General features: G+C 46.9%; 6 protein-coding genes and 5 pseudogenes. 6 read left to right on the top strand and 5 right to left on the bottom strand.

Annotated elements, in window-relative coordinates:
* Positions 1-8: 8 nt before the first annotated feature.
* The 4 genes and pseudogenes from DXA05_RS14845 to DXA05_RS14830 all read left to right on the top strand — a co-directional run bounded on the left by DXA05_RS14845 (position 9) and on the right by DXA05_RS14830 (position 6,723).
* Complete coding sequence (locus DXA05_RS14845) at positions 9-1,391, top strand: DUF5016 domain-containing protein (RefSeq protein ID WP_128859316.1); 1,383 nt, start codon at positions 9-11, stop codon at positions 1,389-1,391.
* A 38-nt stretch (positions 1,392-1,429) separates the two neighbouring features.
* A pseudogene (locus DXA05_RS14840) lies at positions 1,430-3,939 on the top strand (family 20 glycosylhydrolase).
* Between the two features lie 21 nt (positions 3,940-3,960).
* Positions 3,961-5,587 (top strand): annotated as a pseudogene (locus DXA05_RS14835) (beta-N-acetylhexosaminidase).
* Positions 5,588-5,608: 21 nt separating this feature from the next.
* Positions 5,609-6,723: pseudogene (locus tag DXA05_RS14830) on the top strand (DUF5009 domain-containing protein).
* A gap of 138 nt (positions 6,724-6,861) precedes the next feature.
* Here the strand turns inward: DXA05_RS14830 and DXA05_RS14825 are convergent.
* The 5 genes and pseudogenes from DXA05_RS14825 to DXA05_RS14800 all read right to left on the bottom strand — a co-directional run bounded on the left by DXA05_RS14825 (position 6,862) and on the right by DXA05_RS14800 (position 14,941).
* Positions 6,862-8,298, bottom strand: coding sequence for a calcineurin-like phosphoesterase family protein (locus tag DXA05_RS14825; RefSeq protein WP_128859315.1), 1,437 nt, complete (start codon positions 8,296-8,298; stop codon positions 6,862-6,864).
* Between the two features lie 3 nt (positions 8,299-8,301).
* On the bottom strand, positions 8,302-8,901 hold the full coding sequence (locus DXA05_RS14820; RefSeq protein ID WP_170849033.1) for a hypothetical protein: 600 nt from the start codon (positions 8,899-8,901) through the stop codon (positions 8,302-8,304).
* Between the two features lie 54 nt (positions 8,902-8,955).
* Positions 8,956-10,432, bottom strand: a pseudogene (locus DXA05_RS14815) (SusD/RagB family nutrient-binding outer membrane lipoprotein).
* A 10-nt stretch (positions 10,433-10,442) separates the two neighbouring features.
* Positions 10,443-13,698: pseudogene (locus DXA05_RS14810) on the bottom strand (SusC/RagA family TonB-linked outer membrane protein).
* A gap of 394 nt (positions 13,699-14,092) precedes the next feature.
* A complete protein-coding gene (locus tag DXA05_RS14800; RefSeq protein ID WP_009038711.1) occupies positions 14,093-14,941 on the bottom strand; it encodes a helix-turn-helix domain-containing protein in 849 nt (282 codons plus the stop codon).
* Between the two features lie 157 nt (positions 14,942-15,098).
* Between DXA05_RS14800 and DXA05_RS14795 the strand changes: the two genes are divergently transcribed.
* Together DXA05_RS14795 and DXA05_RS14790 are read left to right on the top strand one after the other, a co-directional pair.
* Positions 15,099-16,409, top strand: a complete 1,311-nt coding sequence (locus tag DXA05_RS14795; protein WP_128859314.1) for an efflux RND transporter periplasmic adaptor subunit — start codon at positions 15,099-15,101, stop codon at positions 16,407-16,409.
* A gap of 18 nt (positions 16,410-16,427) precedes the next feature.
* Positions 16,428-19,625: an efflux RND transporter permease subunit gene (locus tag DXA05_RS14790; RefSeq protein WP_128859313.1), complete on the top strand. Its 3,198-nt coding sequence runs from the start codon at positions 16,428-16,430 to the stop codon at positions 19,623-19,625.
* Positions 19,626-19,947 lie beyond the last annotated feature (322 nt).

Raw genomic sequence — 19,947 nt, 5'->3', positions numbered from 1 at the left:
AAGAAAAAATGATGAAACACAATAATCTGTTTTTATGGTTGCTGGGGCTAACCGTTTGCTGGCTGGCTTCATGTAGCGAAGAAGATGGTCGGGTGAAGTATCCATATTCATGTCCTGAACTATCAGGACTACAATTTTCGACTACCGATCAGACTCCTGCTGCCGATTCTCTTTATTTCTCTGTAAAGATTCACGATCCGGAGACTCCTTTGTCTACGCTGGAAGTGAAATTGATGGTGGGTGAAACCTTGGTAAGTTCGCAGTCGATTCGTACGAAAGGCACTGATGTGTCGATTGTTGAGAAAGGAATTTATATCCCGTTTGAGGCTGACTTGGAAGAGAATCAGGAGGCTAAAGTAGTATTGACTGCCATCAATGTGGAAGGTAGTGAAGTCACTCAAACGTTTGATTTCCATATCGTCCGTCCACAGATTCCGGAAGTGCTCTATCTTCACTATAACGGTGAGGTGGTAGAAATGACCCGGAGCGCAGAGAATCCTTATCTGTATCTGACGGAAGTTTCCGGCTCGGAAGAGGGCTATCCGATGGAGCTAACCGGAAAAATATCCACTACGGAATCATTGGACGATGCGGAATTGATTTGGGGAGCTGCTGAAAAGAGTAATACAGCGGTTCTTATTGAAGCGTCGGGACCCAGCTTTGCCTTTGATTACCGGGATTGGTTTGTTGAACAGATCACTTTCGACGTGATGACTTTTAAACTGGGTGTCGTCGGTTTCCAGAAGAACCTGAAAATTAAAGAAACCGAGTTGATAGCCAGTGAAGGATTGTTCCGTGCCCAGATTAGTTTTACTCAAGGTGAAGAATTTGAAATGAGTGGATTTGAAGATGTGGAACATGCTTACAACCGCGACTTCTTTAGTTATAATCCGGACAATGGTAAGTTTACCTTCCTGCGCAAATCAGGTACTTGGGAAATATACTATTCTTCTAAATTCAATTATATTTGGGTTGTACGGATGAGTGATACCGCACCTACTTGTTTCTGGTTGGTAGGACACGGATTCACTTGTGCTCCTGTCTGGAACGAGGCTTACAATAGCGGAGGCTGGAATTTGGAAGATATATCACAGTTGGGATATATTGTGCCGATTGGTGAACAAAAATATCAAACTACCGTGTATTTGAGTAACACTCATGAATGGGAGTCCTTCGAAATCGAAATTTACAGCGATTTGCAATGGAATAAAGATAAAGGTATGGAGTTGCAAGCAGGTTCGTTGTCCGGTGATACGGATGGAATTGAACTATCGGCTTCCAATGGAATAACGAGTGGCGACGGCTTCGTACCTGGCTATTACCGTTTGACTTTCGACACTTCGCAGGGAGTAGGTAAAGAAACATTGCACATCGAACGATTGAGTGATTAATGTCTGAAAGAGTGATATATAGAAAAATAGGAAAGCCTATGAGGAATATACTATATACGATAGGGGGAAGTCTGTGTCTCCTGCTGTTCATGACCGGCTGTAAATCGGCTGACGGGGCGAAAGCCCCCGTGTCATTGACTTGGGAGATGGGAGCTGCCGAAGTGCAGCCCGGCTACTATGAGAACTCATTTATCCTGAAGAATATATCAGATGCTCCTTTGGGAAAGGACTGGATCATCTATTATTCGCAGTTGCCTCGTGAGATTCTTCAAGACGAATCTGCATCGGTCAAGGTAGAGGTAGTAAATGCGAACTTCTTCCGGATGTATCCGGCGGAAAACTTCCAGCCATTGGCACCGGGAGATTCGCTGATTGTGACGTTCTGTTGTACCAACGGACTGAAGAAACTGTCACATGCTCCCGAAGGTACTTACTGGGTGAGTCAGGCAGGCGGCAAGCAAGGTACTCCCTTGCCTGTCGAACTGACCATACAGCCGCTACAAGGAATGGAGGCGGAAGACTGGTATCCCGCACCTGATAAGATATATGCTTCAAACTTGGCGTTAGAGACTACTGCCAAGTTGCAACAAACTGATATTTTCCCGTCAGTAAAGGAAGCGTTTCCGGCTGTCGGTAAAGAAAACGTTACCATAGAAAATAAGGTGAAACTGACTTTTCATCCCGATTTTGCCAACGAAGCAGGATTGTTGAAAGAAAAGTTGGAAACACTCTATGGGCTGGCAGTCATTTCCGAAGCACCGGTAACGGTTCATCTGGATTATTTGCCGCAACAGGAGACGGCTGCGAATGACGAATACTACCGGATGAACACAGGAAATAGTCTGATAAATATTTCAGCTCCTACGTCACACGGCATTTTCAATGGCACGCAAACCTTGCTCTCTCTCTTGAAAGGACAAGAGAAACCGTTCCGTTTGGAAGCTGTATCTATCCGTGACTATCCCGACTTGCCGTATCGCGGACAAATGCTGGATATTGCCAGAAACTTCACGACGGCAGACCAATTAAAGAAGCTGATAGACGCCATCTCTTCTTATAAACTGAACGTGCTGCATTTCCATTTTTCGGATGATGAAGGCTGGCGTCTTCAGATTCCCGGTCTGGAAGAACTGACCTCGGTCGGTGCACGTCGGGGACACACTACGGATGAACTGGAATGTTTGTATCCGGGCTACGATGGCAACTATGATCCGTCTGCACCTACCTCCGGTAACGGATATTATACTCGTGAAGAGTTTATAGATTTATTGCGTTATGCAGCTCAAAGACATGTGCGTGTAATTCCGGAAATAGAGTCTCCGGGGCATGCACGGGCGGCAATAGTGTCCATGAAAGCACGTTATCATAAATATATAAACACCGATCCTGAAAAGGCCGTCGAATATTTGTTGAGTGACGCGCAAGATACTTCCCGCTATGTTTCTGCACAGTCTTATACGGATAACGTGATGAATGTGGCATTACCCTCCACGTATCGGTTTATGGAAAAAGTGATTCGTGAGCTGATGGCTATGTATGAAGAAGCGGAGGTACCTTTGACTACCATCACTTGGGAGGCGATGAAGTGCCTGATGGAGCTTGGATGGGTTCTCCTGTCTGCCGGGCGTTTATGGATGAACATGGAATGACGAGTGCGCATGAACTGTCCGAATACTACATCACGAAGATGGCAGACTATCTGCAACAATATCATGTGCAGTTTAGTGGCTGGCAGGAAACAGCGTTGGGACATTCGGAGGCTACCGACCGCCATTTGAACAGGCTTGCGGCAGGAGTATATTGCTGGAATACAGTTCCCGAATGGGAAGCGGACGAAATACCTTATCAGGTAGCCAACAAAGGCTATCCGGTGATCCTCTGCAACGTGAACAACTTCTATCTGGATTTGGCCTATGATGCTCACCCCGATGAAAGAGGGCTCTCGTGGGCCGGATATGTGGATGAATCTAAAGGCTTTTCCATGCTTCCATATCACATCTATCGCTCTTCGCGTACTGATATGGCTGGCAATCCGGTCGATTTAGGTATTGCGGAAAGAGGAAAAACAGTTTTGACCGCATCCGGCAAGGAGCGTATCCAAGGAGTACAAGCGCAATTGTTTGCAGAAACGATCCGTGATTTCAAGTGGGTGGAATATTATACCTTTCCTAAAATCCTCGGACTGGTAGAACGCGGGTGGAATGCTTTTCCCGCTTGGAGTATGCTGGCAGGAGAGAAAGAACAGCAGGCTTTCAACAAAGCGCTGGCTTTGTTCTATTCGAAAGCGAGTGAGAAGGAAATGCCCCATTGGGCGTCCCGAAACATTAACTTCCGTTTGCCTTACCCCGGACTTTGCCTCAAAGAAGGCAAGCTCTATGCCAACACCCCCATCCGGGGAGGGGAGATACGCTATACGACCGATGGAGCGGAACCAACTCTTGATTCAGCGCTTTGGGAAGCTCCCATAGCCTGTGATGCTTCGGTTGTGAAAGCTAAACTGTTTTATTTAAACAAAGAGAGTGTGACAAGCACTCTCAAAGTAAATTAATCCACAAAAAGTAGACAAGTTATGAACTATGATAAGATAAAAAGAAGCGGTATATTATTCCTGTTGGGAATAGGTGCGATCACATCGTTGTCGTGCAATGACAATGATAATGGAGGGTATCCGGAACGGGTACCGACCCGCCTGTCGGTAATGCCTTTGCCGGAAAGAGTTGATTATAAAGAATCGGTGGTCACTCTTCCGCAGAATGTGACTGTTAGCCAGAATATTCCGGCTTCTACGTCACAACTGTTGAAATCCACGCTGGAAGAGAAACTGTCTCTTTCCGCGAGTGACGCTTCCAACGATCATGCCTTTATCCGGGTGAAACAAGAATCTGATCTGGCCAAAGAAGCCTATCGTCTGACCGTAACCAAAGAGGGGGCCTGCATCTATTATTCGACGGAAACCGGACTTCTTTGGGGAATCCAGACGTTGAGGCAAACACTCGAACAAGCTAATTTCTTCACTTCGGGAAACTCGAAATATCTTCCGATGGTAGATATAAAGGATGCTCCCAAATACGACTGGCGCGGATTCCATATTGATGTGGTACGGCACATGTTTACGGTTGATTATCTGAAAAAGGTGATAGACTGTCTGTCTTTCTACAAGATAAACAAGCTCCACTTGCATTTGACCGACGATCAGGGCTGGCGCATCGAAGTGAAAAAATATCCTTTATTGACGCAGGAGGGAAGCTGGCGTGACTTCGACGAGTATGACAAGAGATGCGTAGAGCTTTCCCAACAAGATTATAACTACGAGATAGATCCTCGTTTTGTGAGAAATGGTTCGCAATATGGTGGTCATTATACACAAGAAGAGATGAAAGGCTTGGTGAGTTACGCATTGGAAAGAGGTATTGATATTGTTCCCGAAATAGATATGCCAGGGCATTTCTCGGCGGCTATCAAAGTGTATCCCGAACTGTCGTGTACGGGAGAAGCTGGTTGGGGAGAAGAATTTTCTTATCCTATTTGCCCTTCCCGGCCGGAAAACTATCAGTTTGTGCAATCTATCATTGATGAAATGGTTGAAATCTTCCCTTCGGAGTATTTTCATATAGGAGCTGACGAGGTGGAAAAGGATAATTGGGAGCAGTGTGAAGTCTGTCAGCAGTTGATGCAACAGGAAGGTTATCAGAAAGTGGATGAATTGCAAAACCGCTTTGTGAAGATAATGACGAACTATGTGAAGGGTAAAGGTAAGAAAGTGATGGGATGGGACGATGCTTTTCTTGAGAAAGATCCACAAGACCTGATCTATACCTATTGGCGTGACTGGCTGCCCGACCAGCCGGGAAAGATTACCCAGAAAGGTTATCCGATTGTATTTATGGAGTGGTCTCGTTTCTATTTGAGCGCAACGCCTCGGACGAAGGATTAAGCTCTTTGTATAACTTCGAGTTCGAACCCCAGTTTCCTAGTATTGTGAAGCAGAATGTATTAGGCTTCCAAGCCTGTGTCTGGACGGAAATGATTCCCAATGAGCGGAAGTTCGGTCAGCATGTTTTCCCTTCTCTTCAGCCTTTTCAGAATTGGCGTGGGGAAGTGACCGCAACTGGATTGATTTCACCAATCGCCTGAAATGGCATGTTAAATGGTTGAATGAGAATGGATTTTACTTCACCAAACCGGGATTTATTTAATCCCGGTGTCATCAGAACGATATGAAATCAGAACGTTTACTTTCATTAGACGTGCTTCGGGGAATCACCATTGTCGGAATGATTTTGGTGAACAACCCCGGGACGTGGGAGTCTGTTTATGCGCCCTTGCGGCATGCCGAATGGAACGGACTGACACCGACAGACTGGTCTTCCCATTCTTTATGTTTATCATGGGTGTTTCTATGAGCTTTGCCTTATCCAGGTTCGACCATCACTTCAGCCGTAACTTTATCACCAAACTGGTGCGGCGCACAGTGATTTTGTTTTTGTTGGGACTTTTCCTTTCCTGGTTTTCGTTGGTGTGTGCGGGGGTGGAACAGCCTTTCTCACAGATACGTATTCTAGGTGTGTTGCAACGACTGGCGTTAGCTTACTTCTTTGGTTCCTTGTTGATTATGAGTGTCCGGCGTCCGGCAAATCTGGCATGGATCTCCGCGATTATTCTGATAGGCTATACTGTCTTGTTGGCTTTGGGGAACGGCTTTGAACTATCCGAGCAGAATATTATTGCCGTTACAGACCGAACATTGTTCGGAGAAACTCATCTGTATCGGGAGTGGTTGCCGGACGGTGGACGTATCTTTTTCGATCCGGAAGGGCTGTTAAGTACCTTGCCGTGTATTGCGCAAGTGATAATAGGTTATTTCTGCGGAAATATCTTGCGGGAGAAGACAGAAATTCATCACCGGCTGTTACAGATATCCATACTGGGTATTGCTCTTTTATTTGCCGGATGGTTGCTTAGTTACGGTTGCCCGTTGAATAAAAAAGTATGGAGTCCGACTTTTGTCTTGGTAACCTGTGGTTTTGCTTCTTTATTTCTTGTGCTTCTCACCTGGCTTATTGATATTCGTAAAAAACAGAAATGGGCGTATCCTTTCCATGTTTTTGGCACGAATCCGTTGTTCATCTATGTGGTAGCCGGTGTGTTGGCTACTCTGCTCGAGGTTATCACAGTTAGTGGAATTAGTCTGCAAGGGAAGGTTTATACCTCCATCCTGCTCATTCTTCCCGACACTTATTTGGCCTCTCTGATTTACGGACTTCTGTTTATCGGATTCAATTATTTGATTGTGTGGGTCTTGTACAAAAAGCGGATCTTTATAAAGATATAAAAAGACAGGTCTGAAAAATGGATCGTTTATACCGATTCTTTTCGAAAGTTGGTTTTCGTAATGAATCGGTATAAACTCTATTCATACTACTGAAATTTCACAAATTATTCGGGGAAACCATAAATAGACTGGAAGAACCTACAATTTCACCTCTTTCGTGAATACTTCCCCGAAACGATTCTTAACCACCACTTTGACAGACTTTGTACCTTTCGCAGGCTGTGCCCGGAAAAGATGCCGTGTATGATAGCCGGTTTTCTTTCCTTTCACCATGTTGATGTAATCCTGGTCTTCATCATCAAAAGCCTGCATGGCACCTTTCAATACTCCGTCTTCGTACCAGTTTACCGTATACGTTCTGTCCCAATCCCAGATGTTGGCTACCACATAGTCTTTCTGGCTTTCAAATTCTCCCGGCTTGTAGAGCCGGAACTGATAATCGGGAGAACAGCCTGTCGCTTTGTAACGCCACTTCACATCGTCACCTTTCACTTCTACCACCAGATAACCGTTCGGCGCTCCGCAACGGTTCACGTGTCCTGCCCACCATGCACCGCAGGCAGCTCCGATATTATGTTCATAAATAGTAGGCGCAGGTTGCTGATTCTCATAGAAATGTGTGTGTCCCGAAAAAATATGAACCTGATACGGTCTTAATAGTTGGAAAAGCGCGTTGGCGTTGCGTGCATTTCCACCGGCCGATACCGTGTTGTTGGCTACCGGAGCGTGTACGTTCAGGAATACGGTGCTTCCTTCGGGCACATAACTTAAATCTTTTCTCAACCAGTCCAGATCTTCCGGTGTGAATCGTTCCGTGTATTTCTTATTACCATCGTAGTCGATGTCTTTCATTGCGATTACATGGATTTTTCCAATGTTGAATGAATAGTTGGCCGGACCGAACGACTGGTAATAATTCTGTTCCCCATATCCGTCTGCCGGATGGTCCGTCTGTGTCATGGACTTGTAGAGCAGGTTGAAATCATGGTTTCCCATTAGTTGGAACATTGTGATACCTAAATTAGAGACGGCTTGCCGGTAAGGAGCATATAAGTTCATGGCATCCCACACAAGGTCGCCCAGTCCCATACCAACGATTTCGAAGTTCTTTAGCGAGTCGGCAGTCTGTTTCAGGTCGGGCACTGTCTCTGTGCGGAAGCGGTCCAGTTGCTTCTCGTTCCTCACTTGCGGATCGGAAATGGCGATATATACAAATTCATCTGCCGGCTTCTGCCGCTTGGTCAGAACGAAGTTGCACTGATTCTCGCTTTTCTTCGCATCCAAATATTGATAGAAGCCGTCGGCTACACCCTCTTTGGAAGGAAGCTCATAGTCTGCCGGAGTAGAGATGTAAACCATCGGATAACGTGCCGGATCGGTGTTCAAAACATAGTTCCCTTGCTCGTCGGTTGTTTTAAAATGCGCACCGTCAGTTACTACTACACCGCTGACAGGCTTACCTGTGTTATCTTTCACACTGCCTTTCACAACAGTCTGACCAAAAGCGGCAACAACATTTAGCTGGAGACATAAGATTGCCGCAAACAACATATTTCTATTACATACTTTTTTCATTGCTTATAACTTTCTTAGAGTGACTTGATTGAATAATGCGATAATCTCTTCCGGTTCGTCTGCCGACTTTACAGCCTCTTCGAAAGACTTGCTGTTATCGTCGAAACACATCACATTGGCACAATCCAGAATGTGTGCCATGTTGGATGTGGCAACTTCCCGGCTCACTTCTTCCTTTTTCAGTGCCTTTTTATAATATTTGTTCACCTTGTTGACTGCCTTGTAAATGGAAGGCTTCAAAATCTCAACGGAAGAATCAGTGAATCCGATCGTTACATCATACTCGTGCGTGTAATTCTGGATGAAAGTATTCCATTTTCCGGTAATGTCACTACCTAGATAATGTTCCGTTTCAAACACCGGTTTAGTTGTCGGAATCTCTCCATATACGTCGAATATAAATGTAGCTTTTGGTTTCTTCCCTACGGGAGTCGCTTCTTTCTCTGCTCTATTTTCTGCTGTATTTCCTACCGTATTCTCCGCAACGTTTCTTGAAACATTTTCCTTTCCGCGGATATTTTCGTTCATGGCAAGTTCTCCTTTCTGTGCCATTGCTGTCATTGTTATATATAACATGACAGCCATACTGATAATTTTCTTCATACACATTGAATTTTAAATTTATGGTTGATACATTTCTTTATTTGCCATATTCCGTTATTGTTGCCACATTAATCGAATATTAAAATCATCACCTCCCATATTCTGCTTGGCAGCCTGATAGTTTTTCAGGTTGGTACGTTGCAGGGCAGCCGGATATTTGAAACGTTTCGGCATTTGGTTGTTGGCATTCGCGATGCCGGGTCCTACGGGCAACACAGGAAAGCCGGTACGGTTATATTCGAACCACTGCTGATAGTCGCAGAAGAACAGTGCAACGAATTTCTGGTTCATGATACGTTCCAAAGTATCGTCATAAGCTGCTTCCGGATTCTCAAAGTAATTGTCGGGCAATACCTGTCCCCACTGTTCGATAGCTGCCTGCACTCCTTTCTGATACGCTTCTTTGGCAGCGTTGCTTCCTCCGTCGATCACCCCTTTCTTCAGTAGTTCCGCTTTGATAAATTCAACTTCGGCATAAGGCATCATGGCAAGTTTCATGGGAGCTTTCGCCATTTCTTGATTCAGTCCCGAAGCCGTGATAGAGGCAACGTCTGATAACCGCTGGGCAAGCCTACATAATCCTTTGTCTGGTCGGGTAGAGTGACCTGCGTTGCATACACTTGCAGACGAGGGTCGTTCCATCCTTTTAGCAGGTCGACAAAGAACTCGGAAATCTGAACGTATGAAGTGAAATCCTGCGGCCGGGTGAGCGGAGCTTCCTGCGGATAAGTTCCGCTGATGGCAAGCAGGGCGGCATCAGCGTTCGATTCGAATACCGGATAGGTGGCGGGATCGGTTAGCATCGTGCGCAATTCCTGTTTCGCGTTGAACTCCGGAACGTCGATCACGCGGAGCAATGCACGCAGGCGGAGCGAGTTGCAGAACTTCTTCCATTTCTTTATACCGGTTGCATCTCCTTTAGACGTGTTGTACAACATTTCGCCCGATTGGTTGTAGATCAGTCCGTTAGCTTCGTCAAACAGTTCGTTTGCCGTTTTCAGGTTGTCGATAATTTGTCGGTACACTTGTTGTTGGGTGTCGAACTTCGGCGCGAGTATTCCTTCATCGGCAGAGCAGGCTCGCTCATCGGGACGTCACCGAAAGCATCGGTTAGAATCTGGTACAGCCAACTTTGCAGTGTGAGTGAGATGGCGTCATAATTGGGTTGTTTGGCAGCCTCCGGGAGTTTTTCGGTGAGACGCGTCATCTCTTTGGCGTTATTGATCCATTTATAAAAGGTAGTCCATGTGCCGTCTCCCTGGCTGTCCGTCATATACCACCATCCGACACCGTTAGTGCTGGAAGTAGATACAGCGCATTGCATCAGGTCGTAGGTGTAGTTGTTGTAGAGTTTCCAGTTGTAGACAGACGTTTCGTAGAGAATCGGGTTGAGCAGTGTGCCGGGATTCACCTCGTCCATGCGGGTGGGGTCCGTATTCAGTTCGTCGAAGCTGGTACAGGAGGTTGTACAGAGTGTTCCGCACACTATTATTCCTCCTGCTATATTCTTTAAAAAATTATAGGTTTTCATGAGTCAGTGTTTAAAAAGATAAGTTAATATTCAATCCGAAAGTACGTGCCGTAGGCAGTGAACCCGTTTCCACACCCGTTACCATCGAACTTCCGTTGAGGGCGGCAGATTCGGGGTCAAATAAAGGATAATCCGTGATGCAGAACAAGTTGCGTGCATAAAACGCTATCGATGCTTTGCTGAAAGGAGTTTTCTTCAGTGTGCTGCCCGGTAATTTATATTCCAGTCTCATTTCACGCAGTTTGAGGAAATCGGTGCTGAAAGTGTTCGTCTCCACGTTTGCCATCCGATAGAACTCTTTATAATAGCTTTCCACGGTTACCACTTTAGTGTTTTTCGAGAAGCTACCGTCGTCGTTTTTCACTACACCCGGGGCAATCATATACATTCCGTCCTGCGGTGAAAGTCCGGCGGTGGCAATGCGCGGATCATCTTTCGACATATAAAATTCCGTTCCCGGCAGACGTCCGTTCAGGGTATGAGCCAGTTTTCCCTGTTCCGTCATTTTGTGGTGAGAGTGCGAATACATTTTTCCTCCCACTTGTCCGTCGAGCAGGACGCTAAGAGTAAAGTTTTTGTAGGAAAATTCGTTATACAGTCCGGCTTTCCATTTCGGATAGGCTGTGGCTACGTATTCAATCTCTCCCGAACGTTCGGGCAGTCCGTTATCATTGATGACAACGTTTCCTTCCGGGTCGCGCACCAGTTTGTAGCCCAGAGGTCGCCTGTCGTACCTCCCACGCGTCCGATGATGGAGACGTTGCCGATACTGCTGATTAACTGATTCTCGTCTGCCCCTTCCGCCAGCGAGATAATCTTGTTTTCGTTTTTAGACCAGGTAAAAGTGGCGTTCCAGCGGAAATCTCTGCTGACTACCGGGGTAACGTCCAATTGGATTTCATAACCACGGTTGCGGACACATCCCGAATTGATAGTCGCTTTGCTGTAACCTGTAGTCGGGTCCATCGGAGCATCCAGAATTTGGTTTTTGGTGCGGTTGTAATAGAATGTGAAATCGAGCCCGATGCGGTTTTGGAACATACGCAGGTCGAAACCGGCTTCGTAGTTGGTTGAAATTTCCGGTTTGAAGTCCTGATTGTACAGTGTGGAAGCAACGACAGCCGATCCGGGGAAATCGCTCGTGCCGTAGTAGGGCGATGTTTTGTAAGGGTCTGTGTCGTTACCCACCTGGGCGAAAGAACCTCTTACTTTCAACAAATTGATTGGTTCCGGCATTAGGAACAGTTCGTTCATCACTGCGCTGACACTGACCGACGGATAGAAGAAGGAACGGTTGCTCTTCGGTAGGGTAGACGACTCGTCGTTACGTCCGGTGACGTCGAGAAACAGTTTATCCTTATATGCGAAGTTGGCTGTGAAATAAAGACTGTTCAATGCTTTCTTTTTGATGACAGTCTGCACGTTCGGGTTGGAGACACCGTTTGCCAGTTTGTAGACTCCCGGCGTAATCAGTCCCACCACCGAGGCGGCGAGCATATCATAGCTCTGTTGCATCATGTTTCCTCCCGCCGAAGCATTGACGTGCAATCCGTTAGCGAAGGAATCATGGTACGTAAATAAAGCGTCGCTGTTTAATTCATAATCGAACACATTCTGTTTTTTGAAGAATCCGTTGCCAAATACCACATCGCTGATAGGACGGTGTTGTTCGCGCTGGTCGGTGGACAGTTGGATACCGGACCGGATCATGAAATCGAACTTGCTGTTGATACGCAGGTTGGCGGAAACGGAGGAGACGTTACTATGTTTCTCTGACGGATTTTCAGATTCGTATAGAATGACATACGGGTTTCCGATGAAGGAACTGTAAGGCTGGAGCTGTTTCACATTTTCCTGTCCGGTACGCCACATCGGGCGCAGCCAGTCGAGGTTGACATTCGGATTCTGGAAGATGAGGAAGTAAGAGATGGAGTTGCTGTTATATCCCAGGGCAGGCGTATTGTTGAGCTTGCGGTAGGTATAGCTCGATTTAAAATTGATGCGCAGTGCCCGCGAAATCTGTTGTTGGGCGGAAATCATGGCAGTGATGCGCTGGAAACCTGTATTGGGAAGAATCCATTCGTTTTTGGTGTGGGTGATGGAAGCCCGCACGCTGCCCCGGTCGGATTTTCCGGTCAGGGCTACGGAGTTGGTAATTGTGTAGCCCGTCTGGAACAAATCCTTGCGGTTGTTTTTATACGCTACCCAGGGAGTCGCTTCGGAGGCACGTCCCTGTGTCACCGGATCATATTGGTAGAATTTCCTGTTGGCATCGAAACGTGCTCCGTATGCGCTACTCGTTCCGCTGGTGCTTGCGTAGCTGCCGTCTTCCGCTTTTCCGTAGGAGTAGTATGGTTCGCCCTCATAGATGGACCCTGCCGGACCGATGTTACTCGGCAGTCCTTGTCCGAATTCATACTGATAATCCGGCCACCTCATCACATCGTCTATGCTGAAGTTACCGCTATAAGATACGCCGATACCTTTGGGTGCGCCGGCTCCCGATTTCGTAGTCACCATAATCACGCCGTTGGCTGCACGCGTACCGTACAGAGCCGTCGCGCTGGCTCCTTTCAATACTTGTATGCTTTCGATATCATCCGGATTGATGTCGGAAAATCCGTTACCGTAGTCCACGGAAAGCTCACTGTTGGAACCTGCACCGTAGGCGACTCCCGGATTGGTCATCGGGCTGCTCATCGGTACACCGTCCACTACCACTAATGCATCGTTCCCGTTCTGATTCAGCGAGACGTCTCCTCGCAGAGAGATGCGGCTCGAATTGAGCGGACCGCCGGAAGAGATAACGCTCAATCCGGCTACCTTACCGTTGAGTGCCGTCGACCAGTTGGAGGGCAGGGCGCTGGTAATTTTGTCTCCTTTCACGGTTTCCGTGGCGTATCCCAGCCTTTTTCTTCACGTTTGATGCCCAGGGCGGTCACTACCACATCATTCAGTTGTTGCGACTCTTCCGCCAGTTTTACGTTCATCGTGTTGCCCGTATAGTTTTTTTGTAGCGTTTTATATCCCACATAACTAAATAGGAGCAAATCTTTGGAACTTAATGTTTTCTTAGTTTTCAGGGAGTAGTTGCCGTCAATATCGGTCACCGTACCGTCTGTCGAGTTTTTTACAGTGATGGTAGCCCCGATTAACGGTTCTCCGCTTTCACTCGTTATTTTCCCTTTCACTGTTGTCTGTGCGTATGCAGAACCACAGCACAGAAATCCAACTGCCAGAGAAAGCAGCCATTTGTTACTTTTCATAATCTTTTTACCTTGCTTCTTTTAATTTATTAAATGCAATAAAGTCGTTAACACCAGTGTTTTTGTTTCACGGTGCAAAGGAAGACAAGGCAGATTAAGATAGTATTACAGATCTGTTAACAAATTGTGTTATATCGTAAACACTAATTAAAGAATCAGTTTGCACTCGTGACAAAGTGGTGGTATGACGGAAAAGGCAGGCAAATTTATCGGATAGTGCATCCGTAATGGTTCATTTCTATAATGAATATAATCAGCAACTTACAAATGTGCAACCAGCGGTTGCGCATTTGCAGGAAGCTTCCATAGTATTGCCGGTAAAACAGCAAAGTTGGTCATAGAACATCGCTTTAATACAATGGGTAAAAGACCTGAAAGCTTGCTATTTTGGTTATTAGATAGAATATTTGCTCTGATACTCCTTCGGCGACATCCCTTCATGCCGTTTGAAATACCTGCCTAGATACGACTGATCGGGAAAACCGAGCCGGTCGGCTATTTCCTGAATCGTCAGTTCGGTGGATTGAAGCAGCACTTTTATCTCCAGGATGGAGAAGTCGTCAATAAGCTTTTTGGCAGCTTCACCCGTCACGCTTTTGCAGATACCTGTCAGGTATTTGGTGGAGATACAGAGCTTGTTGGCGTAGAAGGTTACTTCCCTTTCAGCGATGCAGTTTTCGTGCACCAGTGCGATGAATTTCTTGAAGATTTCATCCTGCCGACTTCCTCCTTCTATTTCCTGCCGGTCGAAGTAGCGGTAACACTTATCGTAAATATCCAGCATAAACGACTGGAGGTGATTTTTAGCAATTTGGTTGCGGAAACGATTTTCGCGGTCGTTGTATATAGCGGTCGTGGCACGTATTAACCCATTGATAGCTCCGGTATTTTCTTCCGGAAGTACGTAACACGGCTTTTCTTTGATGAACCGGAAGAAGATCGGCTCGAAACGGAGGCAGGCTTCGCGAAACATTTCTTTGGGGAATCCGAAGAAAGAAGCTGTGAAATCACTGCTGCTGCCGTTGACGCGGATAATCGTTCCCGGCAAGAGCACGATTTGAGTATTTTCGACAATTTCATAGTCTTTCAAGTCGATCGTGACGTGTGCCCATCCGCTACGGCAAAAATAGATGGCACCCCCTTCCAGTTTCCATAGGCGTTGCATAATTGGAGACAGGTTTTCGTCCATTCCGGCTACGAACGGTTCACGAAATATGGCTAGGCTAGAGTTTTTTGATTCCATTGTTATTCTTATTTTGGGTACAAAAATAGCACTTTTTCACTAAATATCGGTTTTAATGTTCCTAAAATGAACAAAACTGAAGATACTAAGTCCAGTTTTCAATGAAGAAAACAGTCTACCTTTGCCGCGTTCAAAAATATTTAATAGGTAACAGAAAATGAGTAGAAAGGTATGTAAAATGAAGCAGGGATTATTGTTGCTCTGCTGTATGATTGCTGCGACAGGCTGTAAACAGGCTCCCCCGGCACAAATGGAAACAGAATACGAAGTGATGACCGTTGTTCCGGCCGACCGGATGATTTCAAGCGCCTACTCGGCAACCATCCGCGGACGCCAAGATATTGATATTTATCCCCAGGTGAGTGGTACGCTGACTAAAGTCTGTGTGACGGAAGGTCAACGCGTGAAGAACGGACAGACGTTGTTCGTCATCGATCAGGTGCCGTATGAAGCTGCTTTGCAAACGGCAGTGGCAAACGTTGAGTCGGCAAAAGCCTCTCTGGCTACGGCACAACTGACGTATGACAGTAAAGAGGAACTGTATAAAGCGAACGTAGTTTCCTCTTTCGATTTGAGTACCGCGAAAAACTCCCTACTGGCTGCCAAGGCACAGTTGGCGCAGGCAAAAGCGCAGGAAGTGAGTGCCCGCAACAATCTTTCTTATACGGTTGTGAAAAGTCCGGCAGACGGTGTGGTGGGTACATTGCCTTACCGCGTAGGTGCTTTGGTAAGTTCCGCTCTTGCCCAACCGCTGACAACGGTTTCCGACAATTCGGATATGTATGTTTACTTCTCCATGACGGAAAACCAGTTGCTGGGACTCATCCGCCAATACGGTTCCAAAGAAGAGGTGCTGAAAAATATGCCTGCCATCAATCTGCAACTGAACGATAAATCGGCTTATTCCGAACAAGGACAGATCGAGTCGATTAGTGGAGTGATCGATCGTTCGACGGGTACGGTCAGTCTGCGTGCTGTTTTTCCGAATAAGGAAGGATTGTTGCATAGCGGTGGTGCGGGCAACGTGATTGTTCCTGTGCAGAAAACGGGAGCATTGACCATTCCGCAGGTTGCCACTTTCGAAATACAGGATAAGAGATATGTGTATAAGGTAGTGGACGGTAAAGCTCAATCAAACCCGGTACAGGTGACTCGCGTCAACGGCGGTCGGGAATTTATTGTAGATGAAGGCTTGGCACCGGGCGATGTGATTGTGGCCGAAGGCGTAGGATTGCTTCGTGAAGGTACTCCGGTCAAGGCGAAGGCTGCTCAAACTCCAGTGGCAGGAGTGACAAAGGCTAATCAATCCTCATCAGCAGAGACAATCAATCAATCCTCATCAGCAGAGGCAATCAACCAATCCTCATCAGCAGAGGCAATCAACCAATCCTCATTAGCGGAGACGACCGCTCAATCTCTGTCGGCAGAGACAGCCACAGCGTCTTCGGCCACAACTACTGAAAATTAAACCAAGGAGGAATCATTCATGAATTTAAGAACCTTTATAGAACGCCCCGTATTATCGGCAGTCATTTCTATTACGATTGTTGTAGTGGGTATCATCGGGCTGTTCAGTCTGCCTGTTGAGCAGTACCCCGATATTGCTCCGCCTACCATTATGGTGAGTACCACCTATTATGGCGCCAGTGCGGAAACGTTGCAGAAGAGTGTAATCGCGCCTTTGGAAGAGGCGATCAATGGGGTGGAGGACATGACCTACATGACATCTTCCGCCACCAATGCCGGTTCGGTGAGCATCACCGTCTATTTTAAGCAGGGCACCGATCCTGATATGGCGGCTGTCAACGTGCAAAACCGTGTGTCGCGTGCTACGGGACAGCTTCCGGCGGAAGTAACCCAAGTCGGTGTGACCACTTCCAAGCGGCAGACGAGTATCTTGCAGATGTTCTCCTTGTCCAGTCCGGACGAGAGTTATGACGAGAACTTCCTGTCCAACTATATCAGTATCAACCTGAAACCACAGATTCTCCGTATCTCCGGTGTGGGCGATATGATGATTATGGGTGGTGAATATAGTATGCGTGTATGGATGAAGCCGGATGTGATGGCACAGTACAAACTGATTCCGTCCGACATCACCGGCGTGCTTGCCGAGCAGAATATCGAATCGGCAACCGGTTCGTTTGGCGAGAACTCGAATGAAACGTACCAATATACGATGAAGTACAAGGGACGTCTGATTACTCCCGAAGAATTTGGCGACATCGTCATCCGTTCTAGCGATACTGGCGAGGTGTTGAAACTGAAAGATATTGCCGACGTACAACTGGGACAGGACAGCTACGCTTACCACGGTGGTATGGACGGCCATCCGGGTGTGTCCTGTATGGTGTTCCAGACGGCAGGATCCAATGCGACGGAAGTAAACCAGAACATCGACAAATTCCTTGATGAGGCACGCAAGGATCTTCCGAAAGGAGTGGAGCTGACACAGATGATGAGCTCCAACGACTTCCTGTTCGCTTCCATTCATGAGGTGGTGAAGACGTTGATCGAGGCAATTATCCTCGTGATCCTCGTAGTGTACGTTTTCTTGCAGGACTTCCGTTCCACATTGATTCCTTTGGTCGGAATCGTTGTGTCGCTGGTAGGTACGTTCGCTTTCATGGCGATAGCGGGATTCAGTATCAACCTGCTGACACTGTTTGCGCTCGTGCTGGTGATCGGTACGGTGGTGGATGATGCCATTATTGTCGTCGAGGCGGTGCAGGCGCGGTTCGATGTGGGGTACAGGTCGTCCTATATGGCAAGTATCGACGCGATGAAAGGTATTAGTAATGCTGTTATCACTTCTTCACTGGTGTTTATGGCGGTATTTATTCCGGTGTCCTTTATGGGCGGCACTTCCGGTACGTTTTATACACAGTTCGGGTTGACGATGGCGGTGGCAGTAGGTATTTCGGCCATCAATGCGTTGACCTTGAGTCCGGCTTTGTGCGCATTGCTGCTCAAGCCTTACATCAATGAAGACGGAACGCAGAAGAACAACTTTGCGGCACGTTTCCGTAAGTCTTTCAATTCGGCTTTCGATGTGATGGTGGATAAATATAAGACGATTGTATTGCTCTTTATCAAGCGCAGATGGCTCACATGGTCGCTGCTGGCTTGTTCCGTAGTGTTGCTTGTGTTCCTGATGAATACGACAAAGACCAGTCTGGTGCCCGACGAGGATCAGGGGGTGATTTTCGTCAATGTAAGTACGGCGGCAGGCAGTTCGCTCACAACGACGGATGAGGTGATGGAACGCATCGAAAAACGCCTGATGGCGATTCCCCAACTGAAGCACGTGCAGAAAGTGGCCGGTTACGGTTTGCTGGCCGGACAGGGAAGTTCGTTCGGTATGTTGATTCTCAAGCTGAAACCGTGGGACGAACGACCGGATGACGCGGATAATGTGCAGTCGGTGATCGGACAGGTGTATGCCCTTACGGCCGATATTAAAGATGCCAGTGTGTTCGCCATCTCACCGGGTATGATTCCGGGCTACGGTATGGGTAATGCGCTTGAGCTTCACATGCAGGACAAGATGGGCGGTGATATCAATGAGTTCTTCACCACTACCCAGCAATATTTGGGAGCGTTGAACCAACGGCCTGAAATAGCAATGGCTTATTCGACGTTCGACGTGCGCTATCCGCAATGGACGGTAGAGGTGGATGCGGCTAAATGCAAGCGTGCAGGTATCACGCCCGACGCTGTGTTGAGTACGCTGTCCGGCTACTACGGTGGTCAGTATGTGTCCAACTTCAACCGTTTCTCTAAAGTGTACCGCGTTATGATTCAGGCCGATCCGATGTTCCGTCTGGACGAGACTTCGCTCGACAACGCTTTTGTGCGTATGTCCAATGGTGAGATGGCTCCGTTAAGCCAGTTCGTTACGCTGACCCGCAGCTATGGTGCCGAGTCGTTGAGCCGTTTCAATATGTATAACTCTATTGCGGTGAACGCGATGCCGGCCGATGGATACAGTACGGGAGACGCGATCAAGGCTGTGCAGGAAACGGCGGAACAGTCTCTTCCGAAAGGTTACGGCTATGACTACGGAGGTATTACCCGTGAGGAAAACCAGCAAAGCGGCACGACGATGATTATTTTCGGTATCTGTTTCCTGATGATTTACCTCATTCTAAGTGCGCTTTACGAGAGCTTCATTATTCCGTTCGCCGTTCTTTTGAGTGTGCCTTGCGGATTGATGGGTAGCTTCCTTTTCGCCCGGATGTTCGGACTGGAGAATAATATTTATCTGCAAACGGGTCTGATTATGTTGATCGGCTTGCTGGCAAAAACGGCTATCTTGCTGACGGAATATGCTGCCGAACGCCGGAAGGCCGGTATGGGACTGATTGCTTCTGCTGTCAGCGCAGCCAAAGCCCGTCTGCGCCCGATTCTGATGACGGCTTTGACGATGATTTTCGGTCTGTTCCCGCTAATGATGTCCAGTGGAGTAGGAGCTAACGGTAACCGTTCATTGGGTACGGGGGTAGTTGGCGGTATGACTATCGGTACGCTGGCACTGCTTTTCATCGTGCCGACTTTGTTCATTGCTTTCCAATGGTTGCAGGAACGTCTCCGTCCCATACAGAGTGCCCCTACGCATGATTGGCAGATTGAAGAGGAAATCAAAGTGAGCGAGGAAGAAAAGTCCAGGGCTGGAAAAGAGTAATTCTGATTTTCAGACAGAAGAACATAAGTACAAAAGATAAAGTCGGTGTAGTCATATAATTAATGTAATCATATAATCGATGTAATTAATATAAGTATATCACCATCATTAGTTTATATCATAAATTCAGATACAGATTAGACAGTTGCTTAATAACAGCCGTCATTCGAGGAACCATGTAATCCGCGTAATCCGTGCTGATAATATAAGATGAGTATGCAAGAATACTTAGTTGATATAATGAATACAATCATTGTAATAGAACGTTGACAATGACTTCAATATTTGTTCTTTTGTTCTTCTGTCTGAAAGATAAAATAAG

This window comes from Bacteroides sp. AM54-2NS (assembly GCF_003602935.1).
Classification (GTDB): domain Bacteria; phylum Bacteroidota; class Bacteroidia; order Bacteroidales; family Bacteroidaceae; genus Bacteroides; species Bacteroides xylanisolvens.
This window is presented reverse-complemented; position numbering and strand designations above follow the sequence as displayed.